General features: G+C 64.1%; 13 protein-coding genes. 7 read left to right on the plus strand and 6 right to left on the minus strand.

Translation table 11 applies throughout. The features are described from left to right. The first annotated feature begins 2 nt into the window (after positions 1 to 2). Together HX851_RS34510 and HX851_RS34515 are read left to right on the plus strand one after the other, a co-directional pair. Positions 3 to 767, plus strand: coding sequence for a CHAD domain-containing protein (locus HX851_RS34510; RefSeq protein ID WP_177064234.1), 765 nt, complete (start codon positions 3 to 5; stop codon positions 765 to 767). Between the two features lie 164 nt (positions 768 to 931). Then, positions 932 to 1,729 (plus strand): acyl-CoA thioesterase, encoded by a 798-nt coding sequence (locus HX851_RS34515; protein ID WP_177057612.1) that lies wholly within the window; start codon positions 932 to 934, stop codon positions 1,727 to 1,729. A 175-nt stretch (positions 1,730 to 1,904) separates the two neighbouring features. Here the strand turns inward: HX851_RS34515 and HX851_RS34520 are convergent, their stop codons facing one another. From HX851_RS34520 to HX851_RS34530, 3 genes are all read right to left on the minus strand, one after another. Continuing rightward, a complete protein-coding gene (locus tag HX851_RS34520) occupies positions 1,905 to 2,138 on the minus strand; it encodes a terminase (protein ID WP_177057611.1) in 234 nt (77 codons plus the stop codon). Positions 2,139 to 2,222: 84 nt separating this feature from the next. Then, positions 2,223 to 3,701, minus strand: a complete 1,479-nt coding sequence (locus tag HX851_RS34525; protein WP_177064235.1) for a methyl-accepting chemotaxis protein — start codon at positions 3,699 to 3,701, stop codon at positions 2,223 to 2,225. A gap of 86 nt (positions 3,702 to 3,787) precedes the next feature. Then, the gene (locus HX851_RS34530; RefSeq protein ID WP_177057609.1) at positions 3,788 to 4,594 is read right to left on the minus strand and encodes a TatD family hydrolase; all 807 of its coding nucleotides are present in this window, start codon (positions 4,592 to 4,594) and stop codon (positions 3,788 to 3,790) included. 249 nt (positions 4,595 to 4,843) lie between these two features. On the opposite strand from HX851_RS34530, the gene HX851_RS34535 reads away from it, so the two are divergent. The 3 genes from HX851_RS34535 to HX851_RS34545 all read left to right on the plus strand — a co-directional run bounded on the left by HX851_RS34535 (position 4,844) and on the right by HX851_RS34545 (position 7,374). After that, the gene (locus HX851_RS34535; protein ID WP_177057608.1) at positions 4,844 to 6,280 is read left to right on the plus strand and encodes an MltF family protein; all 1,437 of its coding nucleotides are present in this window, start codon (positions 4,844 to 4,846) and stop codon (positions 6,278 to 6,280) included. Between the two features lie 104 nt (positions 6,281 to 6,384). Continuing rightward, entirely contained in the window at positions 6,385 to 6,819 is a 435-nt protein-coding gene (locus tag HX851_RS34540) for a DoxX family protein (protein WP_177057607.1), read from the plus strand. 246 nt (positions 6,820 to 7,065) lie between these two features. Next, on the plus strand, positions 7,066 to 7,374 hold the full coding sequence (locus tag HX851_RS34545; RefSeq protein ID WP_177057606.1) for a class I SAM-dependent methyltransferase: 309 nt from the start codon (positions 7,066 to 7,068) through the stop codon (positions 7,372 to 7,374). A 159-nt stretch (positions 7,375 to 7,533) separates the two neighbouring features. On the opposite strand, the gene greB is transcribed toward HX851_RS34545, so the two are convergent. The 3 genes from greB to HX851_RS34560 are packed head-to-tail and all read right to left on the minus strand — an operon-like array spanning position 7,534 to position 11,254. After that, complete coding sequence (gene greB, locus HX851_RS34550) at positions 7,534 to 8,031, minus strand: transcription elongation factor GreB (protein ID WP_177057605.1); 498 nt, start codon at positions 8,029 to 8,031, stop codon at positions 7,534 to 7,536. A gap of 35 nt (positions 8,032 to 8,066) precedes the next feature. Then, on the minus strand, positions 8,067 to 10,571 hold the full coding sequence (locus HX851_RS34555; RefSeq protein ID WP_177057604.1) for an ABC transporter permease: 2,505 nt from the start codon (positions 10,569 to 10,571) through the stop codon (positions 8,067 to 8,069). Next, complete coding sequence (locus HX851_RS34560) at positions 10,571 to 11,254, minus strand: ABC transporter ATP-binding protein (protein WP_177057603.1); 684 nt, start codon at positions 11,252 to 11,254, stop codon at positions 10,571 to 10,573. The genes HX851_RS34555 and HX851_RS34560 overlap by 1 nt, the downstream gene beginning before the upstream one ends. Positions 11,255 to 11,264: 10 nt before the next feature. Here HX851_RS34560 and HX851_RS34565 point away from each other — a divergent pair, with 10 nt between their 5' ends. Both HX851_RS34565 and HX851_RS34570 read left to right on the plus strand, forming a co-directional pair. Further along, positions 11,265 to 11,870 carry an arylesterase gene (locus tag HX851_RS34565; RefSeq protein ID WP_017128022.1) on the plus strand — a complete coding sequence of 202 codons (606 nt, stop codon included), beginning with the start codon at positions 11,265 to 11,267 and terminating at the stop codon, positions 11,868 to 11,870. Between the two features lie 55 nt (positions 11,871 to 11,925). Further along, positions 11,926 to 12,219, plus strand: a complete 294-nt coding sequence (locus tag HX851_RS34570; protein WP_017128023.1) for a hypothetical protein — start codon at positions 11,926 to 11,928, stop codon at positions 12,217 to 12,219. Positions 12,220 to 12,327 lie beyond the last annotated feature (108 nt).

Genomic DNA, 12,327 nt, shown 5'->3' on the forward strand with positions numbered 1-12,327 from the left:
CGATGTCGGTCCTGGTAGATCTCTTGGTGGCTCAGGTGCTGAGCCTGGAAGTACGCTTGTTGGCCTGTCATGCTCGAGTGGATGCGCTGACCGACGACGAGGGACTGCATGATCTGCGCACCACCGTACGCCGTCTGCGTAGCTTGTTGCGGCCATTGCGCGGGTTGCCGGGTGTCGCGCAACTGGAACAGGCGGCGGCCGAGGTGGGGCAACTGACCACGCCGATTCGCGACCGTGAGGTACTGGCGGCCTACCTGCACCGGCAGGGTCATCATGTCGCGGCCGCACGGCGCACCGCGCAGTTGTCCGAGGACTACTGGAAAGTGGCCGGCAGTGATGAACTGAAGAACCTCTTCGGCATGCTCGATGCCTTCCCGCGTTTCTTGCGTGCCTCCCAGTACCAGGGGCTGCTCAAGGGCTTGCAGAAACGCATTGAAAAGCGCCTGGCGAAACAGTGGGATGCCCTCGACGAAGCGCTGCATGACCCGATGCACGATCGCCATCGTCTGCGCCTGCTGATCAAGCGGGTGCGTTACGCCGCCGAGGCCTACCCGGAGCTGGATCGCCTGCCGGCGCCGGCGTTGAAGCAGCTCAAGGCAGCCCAGGAGGCGTTGGGCGACTGGCATGATTGCTGGCAGTGGCTGTTGCAGGCCGAGCAGCAGCCAGACCTGCAGCCTTGCGTGAGTGGCTGGCGCAGCGCCATGACGCGGGCCGAAAGCAAGGCCGACCGGGTGCTCGATCGCCTGAGCGAGACCTGTTTCAAGTGACCTGCCACCGCTGACCCGCTGCCACTGACCTGTTTGACAGGCTGTTTGGCCGGTATGAGCGCTGTATCCCAGGGGCGTGCTGGTTAAGATTCAGCGCTGTCCTGGTTTCGAGCCGCAGGGCTCGCGCCAGGACTCCAGGGATTATTTCGCCAGCCGAGGTGTGCATGCGCTTTTCAGATTTGCTCGATGAGGTCCGTCGCGACCCGCAGGGTTTGACCATTCCGGCCGAATGGGGGCAGGGGCGTGCCACGTTCGGTGGCCTGGTGGTGGCCTTGCAGTACGAAGCCCTGCGCGCCCGTGTGCCGGCCGAGCGGCCTTTGCGTTCGCTGGCCGTGACCTTTGTCGGCCCGGTCGAACCGGAGGTCCCGGTAACGTTTGAAGTCGAGGTGCTGCGTGAAGGCAAGGCGGTCAGCCAGGTGCTAGGGAGGGCGGTGCAGAAGGGCCAGGTGGTGACCCTGGTCCAGGGAAGTTTTGGCGCGTCGCGTGAATCGGCGGTAGAGGTGAGCGCCGAAGCGGCACCGGAAATGAAGCACTGGGACAAATGCCAGGAGCTACCCTACGTCAAGGGCGTGACGCCGGAGTTCATGCGCCACCTGGCCATGCGTTGGGGAGTGGGCGGCTTTCCGTTTACCGGCAACACGTCGCGGGAGATGGGTGGCTGGGTCCGCCTGCGTGGCGACGTCAAGGAAGAGCCCCTCACCGAAGCCCACCTGCTGGCCCTGGTGGACGCCTGGCCGCCGGCACTGCTGCCGCACCTGAACAAGCTGGCGGCGGGCAGCACCTTGACCTGGACCGTGGAGTTCGTCCAGCCGTTGCTGGAACTCAATACCCTGGACTGGTGCAAGTACCTGGCGGTGATCGAACATGCCCGTGATGGCTACGGGCATGTGGCGGCATCGCTGTGGAGCCCGGACGATCGGCTGATTGCCCTGAGCCGGCAGACCGTGACCGTTTTCGGCTGACCATACCGCCTGAATGTGGGAGCGGGCTTGCCCGCGAAGGCGATGTTCGTGCCACGGGAAATGTGGCGGATGTACCGGCCTCTTCGTGGGCAAGCCCACTCCCACAGGGATCTACTTTCCCAGAGGCCCACTCCCACAGAGGTCCACTGAAGGGGAGCCCGCTTCAAAGAAAGGTTCAGGCTTCGAGCGTATGCCCTTTGCGCCTGAGGCTGTAGGCCGCCACCAGGCCGATCACGCCGATGGCCACATTGGTCAGGTCTTCGCTGAACACGCCCGAGGCGACCAGCAGGAAGGCCAGGGCAAACAGGATCACCGAGAGTAGTTGCATGCCTTCGCGGGTGCCGTCGTTCGAAGTGTTCGGCGCAACGCGCCATTGCCAGGCAGGAAGGTTGGGGTGACGTTTGCCCATGGTTATGCTCCTTGGTTCATGTTTTCGATGAACCAAGGATAGGCCGGGCGAACGTCGGCGGCGAATCAACTCTTGCTATCGATTCTATAGCTTGAGCTGGCCAATGGCTTTGCTCAACTCACCGGCCAGGGTCGCCAGTTCATTGCTGGTGGTGGCCGAGTCCACCGTCTGTTGCACGGTGTTTTCGGTGACATCGCGGATGCTCACCACCGCCCGGTTCATTTCCTCCGCGACCTGGCTCTGCTGCTCGGCGGCCACGGCGATCTGGGTGTTGCTTTCACGCATCTGCGCCACCGCGCCAGTGATCTCGGCCAGGGCCGCGCCGGCTTCCTGGGCCTGTTGCACGCAGTCATCGGCCTTGTACGAGCTCTCCTGCATGAAGTCCACGGCATCGCGGGTACCGGATTGCAGGGCCGAAACCATGGTGGTGATTTCGTCGGTGGAGGTCTGCACGCGCTTGGCCAGGTTGCGCACTTCATCGGCGACCACCGCGAAGCCACGGCCCATTTCCCCGGCCCGGGCCGCTTCGATGGCAGCATTCAGGGCCAGCAGGTTGGTCTGTTCGGCGATGCTGTGGATCACGCTGACCACGCTGTTGATCTTCTGGCTGTCCTCGGCCAGGCGCTGGATCATTTCGGCGGTCTGCTGCACGCCGCTGGACAGCCCGGCGATCGACTGCTGCACCCGGCTGACCACCGCCTGGCCGCTGCCGGCCAGGGTGTCGGCGGTCTGCGAGAGGTCGCGGGTGGCGCCGGCGTGCTGGGCAATGTGGTAGACCGTCGCCGACATCTCGTTGATCGCGGTGGCGGCCTGGTCGGTCTCGCTCTGCTGGCCGAGCATGCCGTGGCGGACATCATTCATGCTCGAGGCCAGCCGTGCCGCGCCGACATCCAGTTGCGCGGCGGTGCGGGCGACGGTACCGACCACCCGCTGGTAGCCGGCCTGCATGGCATTGAAGGCACTGGCCATCTGTCCGACTTCATCCTTGCACGCCAGCGGCACGCGGGCCGACAGGTCGCCGGTTTTCTCCACATGCAGCATCACGTCCTTGAGGGTATTGAGCTGGCTGAGCAGGAAACGGATCAGCAACTGCGAGGCGCCGAGCATCGCCAGCATCAGGACGAACACGGCGACGGCGTAGTTGGCGAAACGCTCGCTGAACACCTGCGCGAGGCTCGGGGCGTAGGCGAGCACGGCCACCCGCTGGCTGCCATGACTGACGACCTCGGCACCGAGCAGCGGGTTCTCGCCGAACAGCGGCATATAGTCGTAGGCGATCCAGCCCTGGGCGTCGCTGAGGCGCGGCAGCATCTGGCCGTTCAGGGTCGGGGTCTGATCGCCCTGGAACACCAGCAGGTTGTCGCCCTCGGGCAAGGCCTGGGCGGCGGGCCAGGCGGCCAGCAGGCGTGCCTGGGCCTGCGCGGCGCTACGGGAGGCATCGGTGCGGGCTTGCTGTTCGAGCTGTACCGCATACAGCACCAGTAGCAGTGTGGTGACGAAGGCCACCGCGTTGACGGCCCAGAATTTGTATTTCAGTGAGATGTTGCTGAGCCAGGCACCCATGGAAGGTCTTCTCTGATTGAGCGGAAACAATTTTGGCAAGGTGCCATTATTGTGCCGCTACGCAGCAGGAGGCTTCTTGATATGGATCAAGCAATCGACGGCAAGCCGAAGAATGCCCGGGCGCACGCGGTGCTATGGGCGGCCAGGTCGGCTTCGTTTTCATCGCGATGCAGGGCGACTTCCCGCAGGACTTCGGTCAGGTAGGCCGGTTCGTTGCGGCCGTTTTTCGGTTTCGGTCGCAGGCTGCGGGGCAACAGGTATGGCGCGTCGCTTTCGAGCATCAGGCGCCCACGGGGAATTTCCCTGACCAGCGGATGCAGGTGGGTGCCACGGCGCTCGTCGCAGATCCAGCCGGTAATGCCGATATGCAGGTCGAGGTCGAGGTAGCTGAACAAGGCCCGTTGTTCGCCGGTGAAACAGTGCACCACGGCGGCGGGGAGGCGGTCGCGGTAGTCACGCAGGATTTCCAGCAGGCGCGTATTGGCATCGCGCTCATGGAGAAACACCGGCAACTGCAGTTCCACCGCCAGGGCCAGGTGTTCCTCAAGGACTTTTTCCTGCTGCGGGCGCGGGGAAAAATCCCGGTTGAAATCCAGCCCGCACTCACCGACCGCACAGACGTTCGGCTCCCTGAGCAGGGCTTGCAGACGAGCGGCGCTGTCGGCGCTCCAGTCACTGGCGCAGTGGGGGTGGATACCGGCGGTGGCAAACAGTTGGCGGCCGCTTTCGTCCAATGTCCGGCACAGCTCCAGGGCTTGCTCGCTGCCCTCGATGCTGGTGCCGGTGAGGACCAGCTGGCAGACCCCGGCGGCATGGGCGCGGTCCAGTATTTCCTGGTGCTTTCCGGCAAAACTGGGGTTGGTCAGGTTGACGCCGATATCGATGAGTTGCATGGTGCTACCTCAGGCCACAGGCCGGAAAGCATATCAGAGCTGTAGATTTATAATAAAAGCCAAGAACTACAACGAGTTATGACTGTCTTTTAAAGCCGGAAGAAAGCATCGGTTGGCACCACCGCCGTTGCTGTGCCAGTCTTCCGCACTTTTTTGCGTTCAAAGACGCTCGATTTTTGTCGCTCCCTATCAAGCAATGACGTCAAGTCATGACGCTTGAGACGGGACAGTATTCTTTCCGGAGAACGGATGAAGCGACCCTCGCTGTTGCTCCTGCTGTGCCTGTCCTTGCTGCTGCCGCTGCCGGCGTTCGCACGCCTGGCCGGCCCCCTGGAAATCGGCCAGCCGGGCAAGGTCCGCGACCTGGCGGAAATCCGCGGCAGCCGGGTCCTGCGTGTGCTGGTCAACCAGAGCCGCAACAGCTCGGGTGAAGTCCAGGGCGAGTCGATCGGGGTCGAATACCACCGGCTGCGCGCCTTCGAGCTCTACCTCAACGGGCATGCCCGCGATAATCAGGAAATCACCCTCAAGATCATTCCCAAGGCCAAGGACCAGTTGCTCGGTGCGTTGCAGCGTGGGGAAGGCGATCTGGTCGCTCCCGGTGAGTTGCTCGAAGCGCAGCCCGGGCATGCGGTGAGTGCCAGCGAGCCGATCGGCAGTCCGGTGCCCTTGTTGCTGGTGGGGCTCAAGGGTGAAAAGCGCTTTACCCATCTCGAACAGCTTTCCGGCCGGACCCTGGCCCTGACCACCGGCAGCGCCGCCGGTGACGCGGTGAACCAGATCAACCAGAAGCTGGCGTTGCGCAAGCTACCACCGGTAAAGATCGAATGGGTCGATCCGAGCCTTGCCGTGGAAGATGTTCTGGAGATGGTCCAGGGCGGCATCTTCCACCTGACCGTCGTCGAGCAGCCGATTGCCGAACGCTGGGCCAAGATCATGCCCAAGTTGCGCTTCGACAAGCAGGTGCTGGTCAGCGAGCCGGGGGAGATGCATTGGTTCGTGCGGCGTGACGCCTCGATGCTGCTGGCCAGTGTCGATCGCTTCTTCAAGACCTACAAAGCGCCTTCCGACCAGGATGTGGCGTTCCTGCGGATCTATCGGCGCCTGTACCAGGTGCATTATCCCCTGGCCAAGTCCGATCGGCAGAAGCTCGAGAAGCTACGCCCGGTGTTGCAGCGCCATGCCCAGGCCCAGGGCATCGACTGGCTGAACCTGGCGGCGCTGGCGTTCAAGGAATCGACCCTGGACCCCAATGCCCGTGGCGCGAGTGGTGCCACCGGGCTGTTGCAGATCACCCCGTCGGCGGCGCAGCGGGTCGGCGTCGGCAATATCCAGAATGTCGATAACAATGTGCAGGCCGGGGCCAAGTACCTGGCGATGATTCGTCGCAAGTTCTTCTCCAGTCCCAAACTCAACGAACGCGAGCGCATGGCCTTTGTCCTGGCGGCCTACAACATGGGGCCGGAACGGGTCCAGGGCATGCGTGCCGAAGCCCGGCGACGTGGCCTGAACCCCAACCAGTGGTTCTTCCAGGTCGAACGGGTAGCGATGGAGCAGGTGGGAATGGCTTCGGTCAACTATGTTAACAGTGTGAACAAGTACTACCTGGCGTTTGACCGGGAGCGCGGTTCCCTGGAAGGGCATGCTCTGGACAGCAACGGGCGAAAAATTGCCTCACGGAAGTAATCGATAAATTCGATTGTTATGCAGCGGTTTTTGCGCTTTTGTCATTTTATAAACTGATTAATATGACGCCCATCAACCCGACATTTGAATAAGGATTCACCCCCATGAGCACACTGACCCAACGCGTTCTGAGCACCCGTGCCGGCTACGGCCTGACTGTCCTGCGGATTTTTGTCGGCATCGTCTTCGCCGCCCACGGTTCGCAGAAGCTCTTCGGCCTGTTCGGCGGCTACGGCCTGGAAGGCACCGCGCAATGGATGGAAAGCATCGGCCTGGCTCCAGGTCACCTGATGGCGCTGCTGGCCGGCGGTACAGAATTCTTTGGCGGCCTGGCCCTGATCATCGGCCTGCTGGCACGCCCGGCGGCCCTGGGCCTGGCGTTTCTCTCGCTGGTGGCGATCTTCTCGGTGCATATCCATAACGGCCTGTTCATGGCCAACAACGGCTACGAGTTTGCCCTGGCCTTGCTGGGCGGGACGATTGCGGTGTTGTTCGAAGGCGCCGGCAAGCTCTCGGTCGACGGTTCCATCGCCAGATAAGCACGAAGATTGTTCGAAGGGGCCCGCAGCAGCGGGCCCTTTTCGTTGGGCACGATTCTTGACAGCGGCCCGCGCGGTTCTCTAGGATATTGATTATGCGCCGATTTAAACAGCTACTTGCGGGGCGCCAGGGGAGTCGAACGATCTCCGACAGAAGCCTGATCCAGGCTTCGAAATACCGCTAAAGCGCTGGTTCGGTGTTGCCTCACACCTGCCCGGCAGATCGTTGAGGCGGAGACACGCACTTTGAACAACCCACGCCCCGCTGTACGTCTTGCGCCGATCACGGCCAGCCTTCCCGATCGCAATCCGAAAATCCTCCTGGGCGGCAAACACCAGCCGACGCTGCTGCGTTATCTCGATGGCTGGCCACGGCGCAAGGGCCGAGCCTCGGCGTTCCTGATCCAGTTCGTCGAAGACGGTGATTCGCTGGAGCGGTTTGCCGACAACAGTTTCGACCTGGCGGTGATCCAGTCGCCGACGGCCGAGCAGGCCGAGGCGGTCATCCGGCAGTTGACCCGGGTGGCGCGCCAGGGCCTGATTACCCGGCGCTGAACAAAGACCAGGTGATGATCGTTCCCACGCTCCGCGTGGGAATGCCTCTCTGGACGCTCTGCGTCCGCTGTAGATCTGTGACGCGGAGCGTCACGGGTTGCATTCCCAAACGGAGCGTGGGAAAGATCGACAGTTTCGGGGGGATCGCTCAGTGTGTCTTCAGGGATAGTCGATGGCGGTGATGTACACCCACTGTTCGCCAGTCGGTGTCATGACCCGGACTTCGGCATCCAGCGCCTTGCCGATCAGGGCGCGGGCCAGGGGCGAGTCGATGCTGATCAGGTTCAGCTTGAGATCCAACTCGTCGGGGCCGACGATGCGGTAGCGCGATTCCTTGCCGTCTTCATTCTCGATGGTTACCCAGGCACCGAAGTACACCTTGTTCGGGTCGCTCGGATGCTCGCCGACCACCTTGAGGTTTTCCAGGCGTTTGGTCAGGAAGCGCACACGGCTGTCGATCTCGCGCAGCATCTTCTTGCCATAGGTGTATTCGGCGTTTTCCGAACGATCGCCCTGGGCGGCCGCCTCGCTGACCGACTGCGTGACCTGCGGCCGCCGCACGTGCCACAGTTCGTGCAGTTCGGCACGCATGCGGGCCTCGCCCTCGGGGGTGATCAGGGCGGTGCCGGCGGTGCGGGGCGGGCGATAACGGCTCATCGTCGATCCATCAGGTGAACAGGGGCGCGAGTCTATCAGCCCTCGCGCAGCACTGTCAGCGGGCTGGCATTCAGCGCCCGGCGGGTGCCGAAGACACCCGCGCCACCGACCATCAGCGCACCGATCAGCGGCAGTAGCAACAGCCACGGATGCGGGTGCCAGGGCAGGTCGAAGGCGAACCGGTACAACACCAGGCTCACCAGCTCTGCGCCCAGCGCCGCGAGCAGGCCGCTGACCGCGCCGAGCAGGCCGAACTCGATCCGCCGGGCCTTGACCAGCAAGCGCCGTTCCGCCCCCAGCGCGCGCAACAGCGCACCCTGGCGAATACGTTCGTCTAGGGTTGCCTGCAAGCCGGAGAACAGCACCGCCATACCCGCCGCCAGGACGAACAGCAGCACGTATTCGACCGCGATGGTGACCTGCGCCAGGATGCTGCGCAGCTGTTCGAGCAGGGCTTCGACCTGCAGGATGGTCACCGCCGGGAAGGCCCGGGACAGTTCGACGATAGCCTTGTCATGCCCCGGTGCCAGATAGAAGCTGGTCAGGTAGGTGGCCGGCAGGTCCTGCAGGGTACCGGGCTGGAAGATCATGAAGAAGTTCGGCTGGAAGTTGTCCCAGTTGATGCTGCGCAGGCTGGTGACCCGCGCCTCGCGGTTGGCGCCACCGACGGTGAACACCAGGTGATCGCCGAGTTTGAGTTTCAGGCTGTCGGCCACCTTGGCTTCCACCGAGACGCCGGGAATATCGCTGCCCGGTTGGCCCGACCACCAGCTGCCGGCCGTCAGGATATTGCCCGGCGGCAGGTCGGCGGCCCAGGTCAGGCTCAGGTCGCGCTGGATCGCACGATCACCGCTGGAGTCCTTGCTGACGATCTCCTGCACCGGTTCGCCGTTGATGCTGATCAGGCGACCCGGCACCACCGGATAAATCGGCGCCGATTGCGCCGACAGCTTGATCAGGTGGTCACGGAAGCCGTCCTTGTCCGCCGGCAGGATATTCAGGGCGAAATAGTTCGGCGCATCCTTGGGCAGCTGATTCTGCCAGGTGTCCAGCAGCTCGCCGCGCAGCAGCGCAATCAGCGCCATGGACAGCAGGATCAGGCCGAAGGCCAGGGACTGACCGGCGGCGGCCAGTGGATGGCGCAGCAACTGGCCCAGCCCCAGGCGCCAGGGCAGCGCCGCCCCGGCCAGTAGCCGACGCAGGCTTTGCAGACCGAGCAGCAGCAGGCCGCCGAGTACCAGCGCGGCAATCACGCCACCGCCGAGCAGGGCAAAGGTCAGTACCAGGTCGAGGCTCAGGCGCCACATGATCAGGCCGAGGGCCAGCAGCGCGGTGCCGTAGACCAGCCAGGTGCTGGCCGGGATCGGCAGCAGGTCGCGGCGCAATACCCGCAGCGGCGGGACCCGGCCCAGCGCGGCCAGTGGCGGCAGGGCGAAACCGGCCAGGGCAACCAGGCCGGTGCCGATTCCGGCGATGGCCGGCATCAGGCCGCCGGGTGGCACGTCGGCGGGCAACAGGTCGTGCAGCAGGTAGAACAGCCCCAATTGGGCCAGCCAGCCGAGCAGGGCGCCGCTGATACTGGCGAGCAGGCCGAGGATCGCCAGTTGCAGGCTGAACAGGGCCATGGTTTCCCGGCGCGACAACCCGAGGCAGCGCAGCAGCGCGCTGGCATCGAAGCGGCGGGCGGCGAAACGGGTCGCACTGAGGGCCACGGCAACCCCGGACAGCAACACTGCCACCAGGCTCGCCATGTTCAGGTAACGCTCGGCCTTGCCCAGGGCGCCGCCGATCTGCTGGTTGCCGTCGCGGGCATCCAGCAGGCGCTGGTTTGCCGCCAGTCCCGGTTTGATCAGGTCGCGATAGGTGGCCAGGGCACTGGCCGAACCGCGCCAGAGTTCCCTGTAGCTGACCCGGCTGCCAGGCTGCACCACGCCGGTGGCTTCCAGGTCGGCGAGGTTGATCAGTACCCGTGGAGTCAGGCTGTAGAAGTTGCCGGCGCGGTCCGGCTCATAGGTGAGCACCCGGGCCAGGCGCACGGTCTTCATGCCGACGTCGATACTGTCGCCGATCTTCAGGTCCAGCGCGGTCATCAGCCGGGCTTCGACCCAGGCCTCGCCGGGCCGTGGCCCACCGCCGGCGGTTTCGGCGCCAAACGGCTCGGCGGCGCTTTTCAGTTCGCCGCGCAGGGGATAGCGGTCATCGGCGGCCTTGATACTCGACAACTGGATGCCGTTGTCGGTGGCGATCACGCTGGAGAACTCGACGATCCGCGCATGTTCCAGGTCCAGGTCCCGGCCGCTCTGGATCTGTTCCGGACGCGCTGTCGAAGTGCCGTCGAGTACCAGGTCGGCGGCGAGGAATTCGGTGGCGCGCAGCATCATCGCGCCGTTCAGCCGGGCGCCGAAATAGCCGATGGCAGTGCTGGCCGCCACGGCGACCAGCAGGGCGAAGAACAATACCCGCAACTCGCCGGCACGGGCGTCGCGCAGGAGCTGGCGAATGGCGAGGCTGAACAGGCGTAACAGCGGCAGGCGTGCCATCAAGGCTCCAGGGGGCCGACCAACTGGCCGGCTTCAAGGCGGATCAGGCGCCGGCAACGGTGGGCCAGGCGTTCGTCATGGGTCACCAGGACCAGGGTGGTGCCGCGTTCCTTGTTCAATTCGAACAACAGGTCGCTGATGCGCTCGCCGGTGTGGCTGTCGAGGTTGCCGGTCGGTTCGTCGGCGAACAGCACATCCGGTTCGGCGGCAAAGGCCCGGGCGATGGCCACCCGTTGCTGCTCGCCACCGGACAGCTGGCGTGGCGAATGGGTCAGGCGCTGGCCCAGGCCGACCCGTTCCAGCAGGTGGCGGGCGCGTTCGCGGGCGTCGCTGCGGCCGTCCAGCTCCAGCGGTAGCATGACGTTTTCCAGGGCGTTGAGGCTGTCGAGCAACTGGAAGCTCTGGAACACGAAGCCGACGTGTTCGGCGCGCACGCGCGCGCGCTGGTCTTCATCCAGGCTGCTCAGGGCACGCCCGGCCAGAATCACTTCACCGCTGCTGGGCAGGTCGAGGCCGGCGAGCAGACCGAGCAGGGTGGATTTGCCGGAACCGGAGGCGCCGACGATGGCGAGGCTGTCGCCCTTGTTCAATGTCAGGCTCAAAGGGTGCAGGATGGTCAGTTCACCTTCCGCGCTGGGAACCACTTTGCTAAGGTTCTGCGCGGTGAGAATGCTTTCGCCCATGGAGAATCCGATGCGAGTGTGGTTTTTGAGTGCCGGCCTGGCCTTGATGTGCATGGCCCAGAACGCGGCGGCGGGTACAGTCCTGATCGTTGGCGATAGTATCAGCGCGGCTTTCGGCCTGGATACCCGTGTCGGTTGGGTGTCGCTGCTGGAAAAGCGCCTCAGGGACGAGGGTTTCCAGGACAAGGTGGTCAATGCCTCCATCAGCGGCGACACCAGTGCCGGAGGCCAGGCGCGGCTGCCGGCGCTGCTTGCAGAGCACAAGCCGGACCTGGTGATTCTCGAACTGGGGGGCAACGATGGCCTGCGCGGGCAACTGCCAACACAATTGAAACAAAATCTTGCATCGATGATCGACCAGTCCCGGGCCAGTGGTGCCAAGGTGCTGCTGCTGGGCATGCAGTTGCCGCCCAACTATGGCGCGCGTTACGTCAAGGCGTTTGCCGAGGTGTATCCGACCTTGGCCCAAGAGAAGAACATCCCGCTGGTGCCGTTTTTCCTCGACGGCGTGGGCGGTCATCCGGAACTGATGCAGGCCGACGGTATCCACCCGGCGCCCGCTGGTCAGGGCAAGTTGCTCGATAACGTCTGGCCGACCCTGAAACCGCTGCTTTGAGCTTTTTTAGCGGCGGTTTTTCGGCTAAGGTGGCGCCCCCGATCTGGAGCCCCCGATGCAGCGTCCCGCCTGGTCCCTATTTGCCTATCAACTGATCGAACCCGACGAACAGCTGGATCTGTTCGCCTGCCAGGAAGTGCGGGTGCATCTGGTCACGCGTCAGTTGGAACTGGGCGGCTCCGCCGATCGCACGCTGTGCGGCACCTTGTTGCCGGCGCAGCCACGCTGGTCGGGGGTGGACAAGTCGATCTTCCGCGACCAGCGCCTGTGCCCGTTGTGCCGGGCGATTCTCGAATCGCAGAAGCGCGGTACGCCGCCGATCTGGCCGGAATTGCGTTTCGAACTGTAAAACCTGCCTGTCTGCCAGCTGAAGCGCTGCTAATGTCCTCGGGGACGACCTCCCGCTGCGGGGCGGCGTCGGTGTACAATCGCCCTTTATTTCTCCGTTGATCATGCG

This window comes from Pseudomonas gingeri (genome assembly GCF_013385635.1).
Taxonomy (GTDB): domain Bacteria; phylum Pseudomonadota; class Gammaproteobacteria; order Pseudomonadales; family Pseudomonadaceae; genus Aquipseudomonas; species Aquipseudomonas gingeri_A.